This is a genomic window from Chitinophaga nivalis, from assembly GCF_025989125.1.
In the GTDB taxonomy this organism is placed as follows: Bacteria; Bacteroidota; Bacteroidia; order Chitinophagales; family Chitinophagaceae; genus Chitinophaga; species Chitinophaga nivalis.
The window spans coordinates 5,447,136-5,467,933 of the sequence record NZ_JAPDNR010000001.1; the positions used below are offsets into that span (position 1 = coordinate 5,447,136).

General features: G+C 49.8%; 2 protein-coding genes. Both read right to left on the reverse strand.

The features are described 5' to 3' along the window. Positions 1-46: 46 nt before the first annotated feature. Positions 47-3,418, reverse strand: a complete 3,372-nt coding sequence (locus tag OL444_RS21070; RefSeq protein WP_264729935.1) for a non-ribosomal peptide synthetase — start codon at positions 3,416-3,418, stop codon at positions 47-49. Positions 3,419-3,434: 16 nt separating this feature from the next. Continuing rightward, on the reverse strand, positions 3,435-20,351 hold the full coding sequence (locus tag OL444_RS21075) for a non-ribosomal peptide synthetase (protein ID WP_264729934.1): 16,917 nt from the start codon (positions 20,349-20,351) through the stop codon (positions 3,435-3,437). Positions 20,352-20,798: the final 447 nt, after the last annotated feature.

The window sequence follows — 20,798 nt, forward strand, 5'->3', positions numbered from 1 at the left end:
TTTATGCGGATGCAGTTTCGTTGCAGATGAACCATCAGGTAAATATTTATATGGAAACCCTTTCTACATTGTCCACTCCAAACAGTCCTTTATTGGCCCAATAGGTTTTTTCTATCTCCAGGGCAATACTTTCAATGGTAGGATTACTCAACAACTTCAGCAGGTTCAGATCCACTTCAAATTCTTTCCGGATCTGGCTGGCCAGGCGGGTGGCTTTCAGGCTATGCCCCCCTATTTCGAAGAAATTATCCATGACGCCAATCTGCTCTCTACCTAATATTTCCTGCCAGATCAATACCAGCTTTTCTTCTGTTTCATTACGCGGTGCTACATAGGCAACACCTGTTTCCATGCCTATCCCTTCCGGCTCCGGGAGCAGCTTGCGGTCTATCTTCCCGTTGGAAGTTAACGGCAACGCATCCAACTGTATATAGTACCCGGGTATCATGTAGTCGGGCAAACGACTGCTTAAATGCGTGCGCAGTGCTGTTGTACTAAAGGTGGTGGCACTCACCACGTAAGCCACCAGCTCATTTTCGCCTGCTGCATTGTTTTTCACGACTACAACAGTAGCGGTAATGGCGGGATGCGCCTGTATCGCGTGTTCTATCTCTCCCAATTCGATCCGGTAGCCGCGCACCTTTACCTGCGCATCTATTCGTCCCAGGTATTCCAGCTCTCCGCTATCGAGGAGCTTTACCAGATCACCGGAGCGATACCATTGTTCTCTATTTTTAAACGGGCTGGTAATGAAACGCTGGCTGGTCAGTTCGGGCTGGTTCAGATAACCTTTGGCTACACCGGCGCCGCCTACATATAATTCCCCCGGTACTCCAGGCGGTACCAATTGCTGGTACCGGTCCAGCACATAACAACTCAGCGTAGGAATCGGCTTGCCAATGCTGCTGCTGTTTTCAGCTATCTCCTTATCCGTAATTTCCTTATAGGTAACATGCACCGTGGTTTCTGTAATCCCGTACATATTGATTAATCGGGTATGGGGGTATCGTATTTTCCACGCCGCCAATCTCGCCGGACTTAACGCTTCTCCGCCGAAGATGACATAACGCAACTGCAGACCAGCTGCTGCTTTGGCCTGTTCCTGCTTTATGAGGTTATAAAATGCAGCAGGCGTTTGGTTCAATACCGTTACTTTCTCCTGATACAATAATTCCAGGAATGCCTGCGGATCTTTCGCTGTCAGTAGTGGCACCACGATTAACTTACCACCGTGTAACAGGGCGCCATACATTTCCCACACAGAAAAATCAAAGCAATAGGAATGAAACAAGCTCCATACATCGTGCGCACCAAAATCAAACAAGGGTTTACCGGTTTTAAACAGGCGGACTACGTTTCTGTGCGTGATTAAAGTGCCTTTAGGATGCCCGGTTGTACCGGAAGTATAAATAACATAGGCCACATCATCGGGCTTATTGACGCTTGCCGGTTCTTCCGTGGTATACTGCTCTTCTTCCAGCGCGAAATGCCATAGTTTCTGTTTGTCGATGACCGCTTTACATTGACTATCTGTGATGATATAATCAATACGTTCCTGCGGGTATGCCGGATCGATGGGCACATAGGCGCCACCAGCCTTTAAAACACCCAGTATGGCTATCATCATCCATTCACTACGTTCCAGCTGTATACCTACCAGGTCGTTGGGTTGTATTTTATAATGCTGCCGCAGATAGTGAGCTAACCGGGCAGCCCGGGCATGTAGTTCACTATACGTTAATGTCCGGTCTTCAAAAACAACAGCGGTATGATGCGGCGTATTCATTTTTTGCTCCTGCAACAGCGCTACCAATGTTTTATCCATCGGATATGTCACGCTGGTTGCCTGCAATGCCTGTAACAACTGTTGTTGTTCTTCTGGAGTCAAATAACTGACACGGCTAATGGGTTGATCCGGCCGGGCCATCACGGCACCCAATATTTGTTCGAGGTGGCGGGTGAATTGTGCCACGGTATTTTTCGTATATATGTCACTGTTATATATCAGGTTCAAATGTATCTCCCCTGCTATCTCTATAAAATCAAACACCAGATCAAACTTGCTCATGGTGGTTACTTCTCCTCCATAATGGCTCACTTTCAATGCGCCCAATGTTTGTTGAGAAGCGCCGCCACCGCCCGTTCCATTCTGTAGTACGACTACGATATCAAACAAAGGATGCCTGCTGATATCGTGTGGAATCTGCAATGCCCCTACCAGCTCATCGAAAGGATATACCTGGTGTTCGTAAGCGCCCAGCGTCACCTGTTTTACCTGTGCCAGCAATTCCCGGTAACAGGTGTCGCCTGAAAAGCGGGACCGCAATGGCAGGGTATTTACATAAAACCCTATCTGGTCTTCCAGGTCGGGATGTTCTCTACCCGCGATGGGACTGCCCACAACGATGTCTTCCTGCTGCGTATACCGGTAGAGCAATACCTTTACAGCCGCCAGTAATCCCATAAACAAGGTCGTACCCTGCTCCTGGCAAAACGCCTGTAATGCTTTACCCACCTCCGGGTCCAGGACTTTCTGTACACTGCCGCCGTTATAGGTTTTGATAGCAGGACGGGGCTTATCGGCCGGCAGTTCCAATACCGGCAACGGACCTTCAAATTGTTGCTGCCAGTAGTGGCTATGTGCCTGTAAATTTTCGCCACTCAGTTGCCCCTGTTGCCAGGCAGCATAATCCTTATACTGGATACGCAACGGTTTTAATGCAGCCGCCTTACCGGTCATGCGGGCATTATAGCTTTGCAGCAATTCCTGGATCAACACCTGCATAGACCACCCATCGCTGATGATATGATGCATCACATAGCTGAATACCCATTGATGATCGGCGACCTGGTATAAATCCGCACGTAACAGCGGACCGGCCGCCAGGTCAAAAGGCGCGATAAAGGAAGCGTTGATCAGGTCCCGCAGGCGCTGCGCTGTTTCATCTTCCTTACGCAGGTCGTGACAGGTGATCGTGAAACCGCTATCCTGCACTGATCGGATAACCTGATGTAGTTCTCCCGCTTCATCTTCTCTAAATACCGTACGCAGTATTTCATGTCGCTCCAGCAATTCCCGGAATGCATATTCCAGATTAGCCGGCTCCAGCGCTCCTTCAAATACATAGGCCCCTGGTATATTGTAGGCCGCATTTCCTTCTCCAAAACGACTCAACACCCATAACCGGCGCTGGGAAGAAGAAAGTACATACCCTGCCTGTTCTTTGATCTGCGGAATATGAAAATGGCTTTGCTGATTCAGTGACGTCAGGTAGCTGATCAGCGCTGCTTTATTGGATTTAACTGCTGCCAGCAACGCAGGATCAACTTTCCCTTTGGGAAACCGGACAGATAATTCCCCTGCCTCTAACTTCAGGTTGATGTTGTTTTCCCGCAATACAGATAACAACGCTCTCATGGTGTATTGAATTAAGTTATATTTTGATTTCTTCGTAGTCATCATCTTCCGCTACCACAGCTGTTTGCAGCCAGATATCATTATTAATTTTATCTGCCAGCATTTCAATCGTTGGTTCCTGGAAAATATTTTTCAGTTCTATCGCTGTTTTAAATGTCTTTTTCACCTGCATCACCATTCTGGTAGCTTTCAGGCTATGACCACCTATTTCAAAGAAGTTATCTTTCACGCCTATCTTTTCCCGGCCCAATATTTCCTGCCAGATCAGCAGCAGTTGCGCTTCTGTTTCATTGCGCGGCGCTACATAGTCTACGCCGGTTTCCATACCTGCTCCTTCCGGATCCGGTAAGTTGTTGCGGTCTACTTTACCGTTGGCGGTTAATGGCAAAGCCTCCAGCTGGATAAAATAACCCGGCACCATGTAGTCGGGCAGATGTTTGCTTAATACAGCACGTATCGCTAAAATATTCAACGCTGTTTTGCCTACCAGATAAGCCACCAGCTCCTTATCTCCCGCACGGTTGGACCTCGCAACCACCACGGCAGACGTCACCGTGGCATCGCTCTGCAACACACTTTCTATCTCTCCCAACTCTATCCGATACCCGCGGATCTTTACCTGGGCATCCTGACGGCCGATAAAACCAATATTTCCATCCGGCAACCACTTGCCCAGATCACCTGTTTTATAAAGTCGTTCTCCTGAGATGAAAGGGTGTGCTATAAATTTCGCGGCGGTCAGATCCGGCTGGTTTAAATAGCCTTGCGCGAGACCGGCGCCACCTACACAGATCTCACCGACTACACCTATGGGCACGGGTTGTTGCCGGTTGTCCAGGATGTAGACCGTACTGTTGCCGATTGGTTTTCCTACCGGTACTTCTTCACAGGCAGTCATGACCGGATAGGTCAAAGAGAAGGTGGTGTTTTCGGTAGGGCCATATCCATTGATAATACTGATGCCCGGATGGTGATGCAACAACGCATTGATATGTGCCGGCGATAATCTGTCGCCTCCGGCCAATACGGTTTTCAGACCACGGAACAAACTCACATCCCTGTCTACCAGCTCATTTAACCAACCGGCTGTAAACCACATCATATCTACTCCGTGTTCCTGGATAGCAGCTGATAATTGCCCGCTGTCCAGCAATACTTCTTTGCTGCATAACACCAGCTTACCACCATTCAGCAGCATACTCCAGTATTCAAAGCTGGTGGCATCAAAGGAAACCGCCCCTGTAGACAACAAGGTTTCATGACCGGTTAAGGCAACAAAGCTGGCCGGCTTCACCAAACGCACGACCGCCCGATGCGGTACCATTACCCCTTTCGGCACCCCCATAGAACCGGAGGTGTACATCACATAAGCCAAATGATCGGCCTGTAAATCAAGGTCCGGCGCATCCACGCTACCAGCTGCGTCTTCCGGCTGTGCGCTGATGGCGAAAACAGGCCCTTCGTAATAGTCCAGGTCGGCCATGTAAGCAGCCTGCGTGATCAGCACTTTGATGCCGGTATCATTTGTGATAAAGGCTTTCCGTGCTGCCGGGTACTCCGGATCAACCGGCACATACACCCCACCGCATTTCAGTACGCCTAATATGGTAATGATTAAATCTGCGGATCTGTCCAGCATGATGCCGACAAAATCACCGGGCTGTATAGCATACTGCGCCCGTAAATAATGCGCCAACTGGTTCGTCTTTTCATCCAGTGCGTTGTAGGTAAACGTGGTATCTTCAAATACCAGGGCGGTGCGATCAGGCGTTTTCCGTGCCTGTGCCGCAAAAAGGGCCGGTATGGTTTTGTCTGCGGGATAAGCCATCGTTGTTTTATTGAAGGCTACCAGCAGCTCCTGCTCTTCTTCCTGGCTTAAATAACGAATGGTATCAATAGGTATATCCGGCGTAGCGGTGACAGCGGCCAACAATTGCTCCAGATGACGAAACAGGCGCGCCATGGTATCTTTCGTATAGATATCGGTGTTATATACCAGGGTGGTACGGATGGTGGCTCCCGTTTCTTCAAAATCAAAAGACAAGTCGAACTTGCTTTGCGGACTTACCGACTCAATATAACTGCTGACCTGCAACGCACCCAGGGTTTGTGCCTCACCCGGTTTATGGGTATCCATAGACGTATTCTGTAACGCTACGGTTACATCAAACAATGGATTCCGGCTCATGTCATAAGGTATATCCAGCACATCCACCAACTCATCGAAAGGAAAGACCTGGTGTTCATAAGCATCCAGGGTCAGCGCTTTTACCAGCTCCAGTAATTCGCGGTAACTATTTCCTCCTTTAAAACGGGTACGTAATGCCAACGTGTTCACATAAAACCCGATCTGATCTTCCAGATCGGCATGTTCCCTGCCGGCGATCGGACTACCAATCACCATATCTTCCTGACGGGTATACCGATAAAACAAGGTATTTACAATAGCCAGTAAGCCCATAAACAGCGTGCTGCCCTGTTCCTGGCACAATGCCTTCAATCCCTGGCTGGCAGCGGCATTAATCACCCCGTGTATGGCTCCACCGTTATACGTTTTTATAGCAGGACGCGGCTTATCTACCGGCAAATCCAATATCGGCAGTGGCGCTGTAAACTGCTGCTGCCAATAGTCTCTGTGCAACTGTAAGGCAGCCCCACTTAACTGCGCCTGTTGCCAGGCGGCGTAATCTTTATACTGGATACGTAAAGGCGGTAGTACTGCCGTTTCCCCTTTAATAAAGGCATTGTACAACTGTAACAACTCTTTGATCAACACGCCCATGGACCAGCCATCACTGATGATGTGATGCATCACATAGCTAAACACCCATTGCTGATCGGTTAACTGATACAGCCCGGCTCTTAGCAATGGGCCTGCGGCCAGATCAAAGGGTTGTACAAACGCATTTTGCACCAGCGTATTGGCCAGCTGTTCGCGCGCGGTTTCCTGCCGCAGATCTCTGTAGGAAATTCTGAAACCAATCTCGGGTATGGTCAGTATAAATTGCAGCAGCTTGCCCGTTTCATCTTCTCTGAATACGGTACGCAGTATTTCATGCCGTTCCAGTAAAGCATAAAAAGCATGCTCCCAGGCCTCCCTGTTCAAATCGCCTTCAAATACATATACCCCCGGTAGATTGTAAGCCATATTCCCGGCGGTAAACTGCCCCAACACCCATAGTCTGCGCTGGGAAGAAGAAAGCTCATATCCGTTTTGTTCCGGCACCTGTGGTATCGTAACGAAAGTATCTTTGACTGCCTGTGCAATCAATACGGCCTGTTCTTCCAGCACCGTCAGCGAGAACAATTCGTTTAAAGAAACCTTTACATCAAACACTTTGTGTATCTGGCTCGATAAACGGGTTGCCTTTAAGCTATGGCCGCCTATTTCAAAGAAGTTATCTTTTACGCTGATCTGTTCCCTGCCCAGTATCTCTTTCCATACCAACACCAGCTTTTCTTCTGTTTCATTGCGCGGCGCGATGTAAGGCACACCGGTATGCATATCCATTCCTTCGGGATCTGGCAGATTGTTACGGTCTACTTTACCGTTGGCGGTTAAGGGTAAGGCTTCCAGCTGGATAAAATAGCCCGGCACCATATAGTCGGGTAAATGTTTACCTAATGCGGCGCGTATCGCTGCAATATGCAACGTTGTTTTACCTACCAGGTAAGCCACCAGTTCCTTATCTCCCGCACGGTTGGATCTGGCCACCACTACTGCAGACGTCACCGCTGCATCCTGCTGCAACACACTTTCTATCTCCCCTAACTCTATGCGATATCCCCGGATTTTGACCTGTGCATCCTGACGGCCCACAAAACCAATATTTCCATCCGGTAACCACCTGCCCAGATCACCTGTTTTATAAAGCCGTTCACCAGCGATGAAAGGGTGTGCTATAAATTTCGCGGCGGTCAGATCCGGCTGGTTTAAATAGCCTTGCGCAAGACCGGCGCCGCCTACACAGATCTCCCCCACCACGCCTATGGGCACGGGTTGCAGCTGACTATCCAGGATATAGGCCGTACTATTGCCAATGGGTTTTCCTACCGGCACATCCTCGCAGGCAGTCATGACCGGATAAGTCAGCGAGAACGTGGTGTTCTCTGTAGGACCATAACCATTGACAATACGGATGTGTGGATGATGCTGCAACAATGCATTGATATGTGCCGGCGATAGTCTGTCGCCCCCGGCCAGTACCGTTTTCAGGCCGGCGAATAAATGAATATCCCTGTCTGCCAATTCATTTAACCAACCAGCTGTAAACCACATCATATCTACGCCGTGTGCCTGAATCGTTGCCGCCAACTGCCGGCTATCCAGCAATACCTCCTTCCGGCACAACACCAGCTTACCACCATTCAGCAACATGCCCCAGTATTCAAAACTGGTGGCATCAAACGACACCGCGCCGGTAGACAACAATGTTTCATAACCGGTTAAATCCACAAAGCTGGCAGGCTTCACTAAACGCACGACGCCCCGATGTGGTACCATCACGCCTTTCGGCACTCCCATAGAACCGGAGGTATACATCACATACGCCAAATGATCGGCATGCAAATCAACCACCGGTGCTACCACACTACCATTCGCTTCTTCCAGCTGCACATCGATGGCGAACACAGGACCCTCGTAATAGTCCAGGTCAAAAATATAATCGGTCTGGGTGATCAGGACTTTAACGCCGGTATCTTTTGTGATAAAGGCTTTCCGCGCTGCCGGGTATTCCGGATCAACCGGTACATATACGCCACCACATTTCAGTACCCCTAATATAGCGAGGATTAACTGCGCGGATCGGTCCAGCATGATGCCAACAAAGTCGCCCGGTTGTATCGCATACTGCGCCTGTAAATAATGCGCCAGCTGGTTGGCCTTTTCATCCAGCGCTTTGTACGTAAAAGTGGTGGCTTCAAATACCAGGGCAATGCGATCAGGCGTTTGCTGCGCCTGTGCGGCAAAGAGGGCTGGTATGGTTTTATCTGCCGGCCAGACCGTTGCGGTTTCATTGAAGGCCACTAACAGCTCCTGCTTTTCTGCCTCGTTTAAGTAATTAACAATGTTCACGGGTACGTCCGGCGCCGCGGTTACGGCCGTCAGTAATTGCTCCAGGTGTCGGAAGAGGCGCTGGATGGTTGGCTCCGTATAGACGTCTGTGTTATATATCAGACTTACCTGTATGGCATCTGCTGTCTCTACAAAATTAAAAGAGAGGTCAAACTTACTTTGCAGATTGATAGCTGCTTCATAACCGGTTGTCTGCAGGCCCTGCAACGTTGGTGCCGCACCGGGTATATGCGTATCCGTATTCTGCAGTACCACGGTTACATCAAACAGAGGATGCCGGCTCATGTCGTGCGGCATATCCAACGCATCTATCAATTCGTCGAAAGGATACACCTGGTGTTCATAGGCACCCAGGGTTAACGCTTTTACCAATGCCAATAATTCGCGGTAACTATTATCTCCCTTAAACCGGGTACGTAATGCCAGTGTATGTGCGTAAAATCCGATCTGGTCTTCCAGATCGGCATGTTCCCTGCCGGCAATGGTACTACCTATAATGATATCTTCCTGATGGGTATATCTATACAATAAAGCATTTACGGCAGCCAGCAAGCCCATAAACAAGGTACTGCCCTCTTCCTGACACAATGCTTTTAAAGCCTGGCTGATAGCAGCAGGAATGAACTGATGAATGACATGCCCGTTATAGGTTTTCACAGCAGGACGAGGCTTATCTGCCGGCAAATCCAGTATCGGCAATGCGCCGGCAAACTGTGTCAGCCAGTAATCCTTATGTGCCTGTAAGGCGGCGCCGCTTAACTGTTCGCGCAACCATACGGCATAGTCTTTATACTGGATACGTAAGGGAGACCATGTTAACTCTTCTCCCTGCAGACAGGCGTTATAGACCTGCAGCAGTTCCCGGATCAATATACCCATTGACCAACCATCACTGATGATGTGATGCATCACGTAACTGAATATCCATTTTTCATCTGCTACCTGTAAGAGACTGGCGCGAATCAATGGTCCTGCCGCCAGATCAAAAGGCCGGAGCTGATCCAGGCGTACCTGTTCTTCCGGACTTTGCGCCGTTGCACGCAGGTCTTGCTGCGTAATCTGAAAGTTAATACCGGCCAATGATTGTACCACCTGCCGCAGTTCTCCCTGTTCATCTTCCTTAAATACCGTGCGCAGTATTTCATGCCGCTCCAGTAATACCTTAAACGCCTGTTCCAGCGCAGCGATATTTAAATCGCCTTCAAACACATGCACACCGGGGATATTATAAGCCACATTCCCTTCCGTGAACTGGCTTAATATCCATAACCGGCGTTGTGCAGAAGATAATACGTAGTCGGTTTGTACCGGTGCAGGAGGTATCGTAATAAAGGTCTGTTTCGCAGCCTGTGTAATCAGTGTAGCCTGGTCTTCCAGCACCACCTGGGAGAATAGTTCGTTTAAGGATAATTTCACGTCAAACACTTTATGTATCTGACCGGACAGCCGTGTAGCCTTTAAGCTATGGCCGCCGATATCGAAGAAATTATCCTTCACACTGATGATTTCTCTTCCTAATATCTCCTGCCAGATCAATACCAGCTTCGCTTCTGTTTCATTACGCGGAGGGATATACGCAGTACCCGTAGCCAGGCTCATCTCCGCCGGATCGGGCAGATTTTTTCTATCTACCTTACCATTGGGTGTCAGCGGCAAGGCCGCTAATGGTACATAATGCGCAGGTACCATATAATCCGGTAACGATTTGCTTAAGTGCGCACGCAGTCCGGCGATATGCAGGTCTGCCTCTCCGACGATATATGCCACCAGTTCTTTTTCTCCGGTAGCATTCGGCCACGCTATTACTACCGTATCTGTTATGGCCGGATGCTGTTGCAGCGCATGTTCAATTTCTCCCAACTCTATCCGGTAGCCACGTATTTTTACCTGCGCATCTTTACGGCCGGCAAATTCAATACTGCCATCTGCCTGCCAGCGTCCCAGGTCGCCGGTGCTGTATAAGCGCTCTGCTGTATTAAAGGGATTGGGTATAAATTTTTCTGCTGTCAGTACAGGCTGGTTCAGGTAGCCCTGCGCCAGAATAGTACCTCCTACATATATTTCTCCGGTAACGCCGGTGGGCACCAGTTGCCGGTATGCATCCAGGATGTATACTTTCACGCCGGCATTGGGCTTTCCAATGAACGTACCCCTGAATGGTGTATTGGTTTCACTTTCATAATGCCGGGTTGTCACAAAAATGGTGCTTTCCGTAGGACCGTACAACACATGAATAGCCGCCTGCGGGAATACGTCCCGCATGGCCTCGAGTACACTCGTAGGCACCACATCTCCGCCTACAAACAGCGCTTTTATGGCCGTATAGCTTTCCTGGGTGCCGGTTTCAGTAATGTGTCCGGTTATCTGCGACATCAATGCCGGCACAGCGTGAAATGCCGTGACGCTTTGCAATTGCGCCGCCAGATAAGGGATATCCTTTACGTTTTCTTCTGCTATCATCCTGGCTGTACCTCCCGCCAGCAGGGGCAGGAACATCTCAAACAAGGAAATATCAAATGCATGGGATGCCAACACCGGCATCACCATGGTGCTATCCGGCCGGAATGTTTTTCTACATTTTTCCAAAAAGGATATGATGCTCCCGTGCGCAATCATCACTCCTTTAGGTGTTCCCGTAGATCCTGATGTGTAAATAATGTAGGCCAGGTTATCTGCCTGTACCCCCAGCTCCGGGGCTGCTGTATCATGCGCAGAAGCTGCCAATGCCGCAGTTATGTCCAGCACGGGGCCAGCGTAATATGCCGCGTCAACAGCAGCTGCTGTTTCGGTAATCAGTACTTTGATGCCGGCATCACTGGTGATAAAGGCTTTTCTGCCGGCAGGATGTTCCGGATCAACAGGCACATATACGCCACCGGATTTCAGTACGCCTAATATCCCCACCATTAATGCAGCCGATCGGTGCAGCATAATACCTACCCGTTCTTCCGCCTGTATATGATATTGCTGTTTCAAATAGTTCGCCAGCTGGTTGGATGTTTCATCCAGTGCTTTATAGGTAAGCGAAGTATCTTCCCACACCAGGGCAATATTATCGGGGGTTTGCTGTACCTGTTCTGCAAACATTTGCAGCAGCGTAGGGTGTGGTCCTTCCGCTGTTGCGGTATCATTAAATCCGGTTAACAACGTATCTTTTTCTGCTGCACTTAAATAGTCCAGTTGTTGTAGCGGAGCAGCAGGTTGTGCGATGACGGCAACCAGTAATTGCGATAAGTGCCGTGTTAACCGTTCTATCGCACTGGTGGTATAGATGTCTGTATTATACTGAATATTTGCCCGGATCTCTTCCCCTTCTTCTATAAAGTTAAAGATCAGATCAAACATACTACCGGCAGCCACCTCTTCTGCATAAGCGCTTACCTGCAAGCCATCCAGACGCAGTACCGTACCCTCATTCATTTTAGCATTCTGCAATGCCACCATCACATCAAACAAGGCGCTCCTGCTCATATCTCTTTTAAGTGGCAATTCATCTACCAGTTCATCAAAAGGATATGCCTGATGTTCGTAGGCCTGCAGGGTGACTGTTTTGATATGGGAGAGTAATGTTTCAAAACTATTAGCTCCGCTAAAGCGGGTTCTTAATGCCAGCGTATTGATGTAAACGCCTATCTGGTTTTCCAGGTCGGCATGTTCCCTGCCGGCGATAGGAGTGCCGGTAATGATATCTTCCTGACCGGTATACCGGTATAACAGTGCCTTCACCAGGGCCAGTAACCCCATGAACAAGGTAGCACCCTGCCCGTGGCTCAAGGCCAGTAAACCTTTACTTAGTGATGCTGGTATCTGCCAGTCGATCATCGCTCCATTAAAAGTTCTTACTGCCGGACGTGGTTTATCTGCCAGCAATTCCAGTACCGGTAAAGGTCCTGCGAACTGTGTCAGCCAATAATTTCTGTGCGCATTTACCGTCTCGTCTTTCAACTGCGCCTGCTGCCAGGCTGCATAATCTTTGTACTGGATGCGCAAAGGCGGTAATGCTACCGGCATTCCTTTTACGAAGCCATTGTATAATTGCAGCAATTCACGGATCAACACTTCCATAGACCAGCCATCGCTGATGATATGATGGATCACATAGCTGAATACCCAGGTATGATCGGTCACCTGGTATAAGTCTGCCCGCAACAAAGGCCCGGCAGCCAAGTCAAAGGGTTGCGCTACAGCGGCTGCCACCCGTTGTTTTACGACTGTATCCTGTTCTTTCTCCTGCCGCAGATCCTCATAGCCTACCCTAAACCGGATGTCTGTTGCCGGCAGTATCAGCTGGTATACTTCGTCTGCCTCTCTGAAAACAGTACGCAGGTTTTCATGTCTGGCAATCAATGCTGCAAAGGAAGCTTCCAGCGCTTCCCGATCCAGGTTGCCTTCAAAGACCTGTACCCCCGGCATGTTGTAGGCAATATTGCCAGCGGTAAACTGACTCAACACCCATAGTCTGCGCTGCGACGACGACAGTACATAAGCAGGCTGCGGGTCTGCTACCGGTATCGTAGTAAAAGTTGTTTTAAGTGCAGCTGCAATCAGCAATGCCTGATCTTCCAGTATGACTCTTGAGAACAGTTCGTTGAGCGCTACCTTAACATCAAAGACTTTATGTATCTGGCTGGATAAGCGGGTGGCTTTTAAGCTATGGCCTCCTCTCTCAAAGAAATGATCTTTTACGCTGATGCCTTCGCGGCCTAATATCTCCTGCCATATCTGTACCAGCTTCGCTTCTGTTTCATTACGCGGAGGGATATACGCAGCGCCGGTAGCGAGACTCATCTCTGCCGGATCAGGCAGATTCCTGCGGTCTACTTTACCATTGGGCGTTAATGGCAATGCCATTAAAGGCACATAGTGCGTAGGGAGCATATAATCCGGCAATGACTTCCCTAAATGCGCGCGCATGTCGGCGATATTCAACTCCGTCTTACTAACAATATATGCCACCAGTTCCTTTTCTCCTGCCGTATTCGTCCGGGCGATTACAACGCTGGCCGCTATTTCCGGATGCCGTTGCAAAGCATGTTCAATTTCTTCCAGCTCTATGCGGTAGCCTCGTATTTTCACCTGTGCATCTTTACGACCGGCAAATTCGATGTTACCATCTGCCAGCCATCTGCCCAGGTCACCGGTTTTGTACAGGCGGGTTGTTTTATTAAAGGGATTGGATACAAATTTTTCTGCCGTCAGTGCAGGCTGGTTCAGATAACCCTGCGACACAATGTTACCGCCCAGACAGATCTCTCCTATTACCCCTACCGGCACCAGTTGCTGGTATTCGTCCAGTATATACACTTCCGTTCCGGCATTGGGCTTTCCGATCAGCGTGCCCCTGAACGGCGTGGTGGCTCCACTTTCGTAATGATTAGCCGTTACAAAGATGGTACTTTCCGTAGGGCCATACAGCACATGGATGTGTGCCTGCGGGAATACGTCCCGCATCGCTTCCAGTACACTGGTAGGCACGGCATCTCCTCCTACAAACAATTCTTTTATAGCCGGATATTTTTCTTTTATGCCGGTTTCAGTAATGTAACCGGTCACCTGCGACATCAGTGCAGGTACCGTATGGAAGGCGGTGACTTGTTGTAATTGTGTGATTAAGTACGGTATATCCTTCACGTCGTCCTCATGTATCAGCATCGCTGTACCTCCGGCCAGCAAGGGCAGGAACAGTTCAAACAGCGAAATGTCAAATGCATGCGATGCCAATACCGGCATCACCAACGTTCCATCCGGCCGGAATGTTTTGCGGCATTTTTCCAGAAAGGATACGATGTTTTCATGTGCCACCATCACCCCTTTAGGTTTGCCGGTGGACCCCGACGTATAGATGATATAGGCCAGGTCTGTATTGCTTACATTGGTACGTAAGACCTTTCCCTCATGCGCGCCGATATGCCGGAGATCATGCTGGTACCGGTGCTTACCGTTCCGTGTCAAAGGCCGCTCCTTATTGATATGCAGCAGGGCATCATAACGGAAGTCCGTTAATTCATTGGCAATGGTATAGATCTTATCACTGTAATGAATATCCGCTATTCCTATGTTGTCGCGGATCAGGTCATCCAGGTAATCTTTTGATACAAATAATTCTGCCGACAGATCTGTTTTAGTCCGGACACCCGCTCCTTCGTGGGATCGTTTGAAAGCAGTCAGGTCATCAATCAATGCCTGCCGTCTGTCTTCGTCCATGATATCTCCGATAAAAAGCCAGCCGGTATTTTTCATTTTCCCGATGGCCTTTTCCAATACCCCTCGTAAGTAGTTATGTCCGTCAAAGCTCTGGATTACACTGTTGATGATCACCAGATCGAAACCCTCATCCGTCAGCTGATCTATTTCATGCGCCGGCATACAGGAAAGCGTGATATGCGTATATCCTTTCTCTGTAACGGCATTAGCGGTATTTTCCAGAATAACGGATGAGAGGTCTGTTCCATGGTAGGCGCCTACATAGGGGGCAATCTGAAACATCGTCAATCCCGAAGAACAACCTATTTCCAGCACCCGCATGGCCGGGTGCAGATAATCTTTCAATTTCAGATAAGCGTTCTCGCTATACTCCTGCATTTCCCGTTCCGACAGGTATTCGCCGGTATAACTGCTCATCCAGCCACCCTGAGATATCGCATCGGTGGCCGTGCTGCCCACGTGATCCCACAGGTCTTTGCGCATCAGGTCATTCCGCCACAAACCACGCTCCTGATAGATATCAGCACTGTCTACACACACCAGTTGCTGTATCCCTTTGCCCCGCCATTGCAGGCGGTTGGCAAATTCAATCCGGTCTTTTTCTGTCAACAGAATATGGATAGCCGCATCTTCCAGCATGTATAACAAGCGCTCTTCCGGATAATTGGCATCCAGTGGAACATACACACCACCTGCTTTCAGAATAGCCAATATAGATACCGGCAAGGCCGCATTGCGGGATTGCAATACGCCCACCCTTTGTCCCTGCTGCAGTCCGGCGCTATGCACCAGGAAATGCGCCAGCTCATCTGCACGCTGCCCCAACGCCTGATAGGTCAGCGACGTTGTTTTATCTGTTACCGCCGTATTTTCCGAGCTGACGGCACGCTGTTTTTCAAAGATCTCGTGGAAGGTGGCATGGTCTGACACGTCCTGCCTTTCTCCCCTGACATAATCCGCTAATAAAGCTTCGGCAGCTGTGGGCGTCAATAAACTGATGCCGGATAAGAAAATATCCGGTTGCGCCAATACGGTTTTTAATACCTCTATGAAATGCGCTGCCAGCCGTTCTATGCTGGTACGATCGTAAATAGCGGCGTAATATTCCAGGTTAATAACTATATCCTCACTTCTTTCCGTTACAAACCACGACATATCAAACTTGGTCGTGCGGGTACCATTCCATTGCGATAAGATATCCCTGTTATCTTCCGGTACCGGTACTGACAATACGGAGGTATCGCCTGTCGTTTCCACAAAATTCTGTACGACCAGCGCCACATCAAAGATGGGATTGGCGGACGGGTCGCGCTCCAGCTTCAACATATCCACCAGGTCTTCAAACTGCACATCCTGGTTTTCGTAGGCGGCGATACAGGCATCTGCCACTTCTTTATAGAACGCAGCAAAATGTTGCTCCGCATGGGGATAGTTCCTGATAGCCAGCGTATTGACGAACATGCCTACAATACGTTCCAGTTCGGGATGCCGACGCCCCGCAATACCGCAGCCGATTAACAGATCATCCTGCCCGGTATACCGATGTAATAATACATTCAACACCGCCAACAGGGTCATCTGCAAGGTGCCCTGGTGCTGTATGCCGAACCTCCTTACCTGCGTCGTCAGGGAAGCATCCAGGGTAAACGTATATACATCACCTTCAAAAGTAAAAGCAGCCGGCCGGGGACGGTCTGCCGGAAAATTAAGTTTAGCTATCCCTTTGGAAAACTGTGATAACCAGTATGTTTCCTGCGCTTTCAATTCTCCGCTTTCCAGCAACTCATTCTGCCAGGTGGAGAAATCGCGGTATTGCAGCCGTAGTTCCGGTAATGACTGGTTCCCGTACAACTGCATAAAATCTTCGGCCAGTACCTGCCGGGATGTACCATCTGAAATCAGGTGATGGGTATCCACTACCCAGACATAGCCCAGGCCTTTCACTTCCACCAGCGAAGAGCGCATTAAAGGCGCCTGACTGATATCAAAAGGACGTATATAGGCATCTAAATAAGCCGCAAAATCCGTTGCTTCGCATTGATGTGCTTCCAGCTCAAACGGCACCGTTGCGTGGATCTGCTGCATCGCGATGCCGTCTATTTTTACAAAAGCCGTCCGGAAGCTTTCATGCCGGTTGATCAGCTGCTGCAACACTGTGGCGATGCGTTCTTTGTCGGCCGTTTTTCCCAGGTAGTTGACCAGCGGCATATTGTAGCTGGTACTGCCGGGCGCAAATTCATGTAAAAAGAAAAGGCGCTTCTGTGCCGATGACAAAGGGTAGTACGTCTGCTCCGGCGCCTTGGGAATCGCGATATAAGCCGTTTTAAGGCCCTTTCTGATCAGGGCTGCCTGCTGCTCCAGCACCGGGTTAATAATCAGCTCTTTCAGGGCTAATTTCACTTCAAATGCCTGATAGATACGTCCGGCCAGCCGGGTAGCTTTCAGGCTATGACCTCCCAGGTCGAAGAAGTTATCTTTTGCTCCGATCTCTGTTCTCCCCAGCACTTCCTCCCAGATAACAGCCAGCCGTTTTTCCGTGGTATTCCGCGGTGCGATATAAGTCACCGCAGAAAGTACTGCCGTGCCTACCGGGTCCGGCAGATTACGCCGGTCTGTTTTACCATTGGGCGTCAGGGGCAGCTGCTCCAGCTGCATAAAGTAAGCTGGTATCATGTAGCCAGGCAGGGTTTGCCCCAGCGCGGCCCGCAATGCCGTAATATCCAGTTGGTCCTTGCCCGTTATATAGGCGACCAGTTGTTTTTCACCCGCGGCATCGGTATGTACTACCACGATAGCCGTTTCCACCGGCGCATAGGCCAGTAATGCATTTTCAATTTCTCCCGGTTCAATTCTGAATCCGCGGATCTTTACCTGGTCATCCTTCCGGCCGGCGAAAGCGATATTGCCATCCGGCAGCCAGCGACCCAGGTCACCGGTTTTATACATCAGCGTACCAGGCACCAGCGGATTGGCCACGAACTTTTCCGCCGTCAGCGCCGGATTGTTCAGGTATCCCCGGGATAAACCATACCCACCTACACAGATTTCGCCGATGGCGCCCGGCAGCGATAACTGCTGCAACGGATCGAGGATATACACCGTGCTGTTGCTGATCGGTTTCCCGATAGGAATATCGCTCAGCGCACCGGTAATCCGGTAGGCGGAAGAGAAAGTTGTATTTTCTGTAGGCCCGTATCCATTGATGATTTCCAGGTCCGGATAACGGGCATGCAAGGCATTGATATGATCGGGCGATAATTTATCGCCGCCGGCCAGGATGGTTTTCAGGCCACGGAACATTTCCAGGTCTTCTTCGATGAGCTGATGCAGCCAGCCGGCCGTAAACCAGACGATGCTGATCTGCTGTTCCTCCAACACTGCTGCCAGCTGGGTGGTGTCCAGCAGCACCTCCTGTGTGCAAAATACCAGGCTGCCGCCATGCAGCAAGGCGCCCCAGTACTCGAACGTCGTCACATCAAAAGCGACGGCGCAGGTAGCCAGCCATATTTCATCGCCGGTGAAGTGGTAGTAGTTGGCGCCTTTCACCAAACGTACCACGCTGCGTTGTTCTACCATCACGCCTTTGGGTTGCCCCGTGGAGCCGGAGGTATATATCACGTAGGCCAGCTGGTCTGCCGCGATGTCCACTTGCAAATTGTCCGGCGTATAGGCGTGGCTGACCGCTTTAAAGGCTGCCAGTACTTCTTCATTCACCAATACCTTACACTGGCTGTCGGCCACAATATGTGCGATACGTTGCGCCGGATAGGCCATATCTACCGGCACATAAGCGCCACCAGCTTTCAGGATACCCAGTATGGTAATCATCAGCCATTCGCTGCGGGCACACTGAATGCCTACGAGCATGCCGGATTCTACGCCGTAAGTGGTTTGCAGGAACCGGGCCAGCCGGTTGGCCTGTTCGTTCAGTTCCCGGTAAGTAAGTTGTATATCTTCAAATATAAGGGAGGTCTTGTCCGGTGTTGCCTGTACCTGTTCTTCAAACAGGGAAACAATGGAACGATCGGCCGGGAAGTCGGCAGCGGTATCATTATAACCGGTCAGTAGCTGTTGTATGGTGGCGTCATTCAATACAGGCAGCCGGTTCACCGCCGTATCCGGCTGATGGATGGCAGCTGTCAGCAACTGCATAAAACAGGCAGCGATGCGGGCAATGGTGCTTTCGCCAAACAGGTCCCGGTTATATTCAATCGCCATCTGTAAAGCGCCACTGGTCGTTTCCAGGAAATTGAAAGAGAGATCAAATTTGCTGGACAGGTGTTCCATGCCATTGTATTCACTTACCTGCAGTCCGCCTGTCTGCGCCGGATCGGGCGTATGCCCCGCCGCATGGTTCTGCAGAATCAGCATCACATCAAACAAGGCACTGCGGCTCATCTCCCGTTGTAATGGCAACGCCTCAACGAGTTCATCAAACGGATAAGCCTGATGATCGTAGGCTGCCAGGGTTATTTGCCGGATCTGCTGTAACAGCTGCAGGAAAGTATCGTCTCCGCTGAACTGTGTTCTTAACGCGAGGGTATTTAAATACAAACCAATCTGGTCTTCCAGTTCGGCCTGTTCACGCCCCGCAATCGGGGTACCAATAATAATATCTTCCTGTTGGGTATAACGATGTAATAAACTGTTGAGTACAGCCAGCAGTCCCATAAACAAGGTAGCACCCTGCTCCCGGCAAAGCTGAAGCATACCCTGACAGCTATCGGGCGCAATGATATGGGTCACCAATCCACCGTTATAGGTTTTGATGGCACTGCGCGGAAAATCCAGGGGTAGGTCCAACACCGGCAAAGCGCCACTGAACTGTTCCAGCCAGTAGGCCCTGTGCGTCTGCAAGGCGTCTCCTGCCAGCAATGCCTGCTGCCAGGCGGCATAATCCCGGTACTGGATAGACAACGGCGTCTGCGGCAACGCTTCGCCGGCCAGGTGTACCGCATAATACCGGAATAATTCCTGCAATAAAATACCCATCGACCAACCATCACTGATGATGTGATGCAACACATAACAGCATACCCATTTCTGTGCGGCGATACGAAATACGGCCACCCGCAGCAGCGGACCTGCCGCCAGGTCAAAAGGCCGGGTACAAAAACCCTGCAACAGACTTTTCAGCGGCTGCTCTGCTTCCGGCACTCCCTGCAGGTCCTGGTATTCCACCTGAAATCCGGTAGCTTCCGGCGCCAATACCTGTTGCCATACTATGCCGGCTTCATCCTGTACAAACACTGTGCGGAGACTCTCATGCCGTTGCAACAGTTGCTGGAAAGCGGTTTCCAACGCCGCGTTATTCAGCGTTCCCTCAAACACATGAATACCCGGAATATTATACGCTATATTACCTTCTTCAAACTGGCTGAGTACCCACAGGCGACGCTGCGCATTGGATAATACATACAATGGCTGGTCTGCAATACGGGGAATATTGCCGGTCGCTTGTTGTTGTTTCTTTTTCCGCTCTGCTTTAATGAAATCAAGAATAGCGGCTTTGTGGTCTTTCAGCTGCGCTTTGTCGGATGCCGTCAGCGCACTTAAAGGACCATTTAAACGGATATTGAGGCCGGTGTCATCCACGTCAATGGCTAGGCCTTTAGACTTAAGTGATGACAGTATGGATAAAACATCTTTCATACCTGGATAAATAATTTTTAAAACACGGGAAAGGTATTGGGTACACTCCCTTTATTGGCTGAGCATACGGGTGAGATTGCGGTTCATCGGGCTTTCACGCCCCTCCGTATGCAGCGCTGCGAATATTTCCTATGTATGCGTATGCTAATTTTCTTTCCTGAATTTTATTCGTTTTATAACCGTTACACCGCTGTTGTATTTTTCAACAAGTCCTGTTGGTTTTTATTAATAATATTCCTGCGTCCCTATCTCCCACGTCCTTTTCTGTAAGCACGGACATGGGAATACCCGCATTCCTGATGCAGTCTGCCGGCAAAAGAATAGCCACCGCTAATCCCCTAGCAGAAAAAATCGCATCTATTAAAACCGGGTATTTTTTTAATACCTCACTGACGATGGCATCAACGTTGATTGATTGCTCCGGCTGCATCACTTTGCAGTATGATG

Coding starts and splice junctions, on each gene's coding strand:
- OL444_RS21075 (WP_264729934.1), bottom strand. CDS start 20,351: ATGAAAGATGTTTTATCCATACTGTCATCACTTAAGTCTAAAGGCCTA.
- OL444_RS21070 (WP_264729935.1), bottom strand. CDS start 3,418: ATGAGAGCGTTGTTATCTGTATTGCGGGAAAACAACATCAACCTGAAG.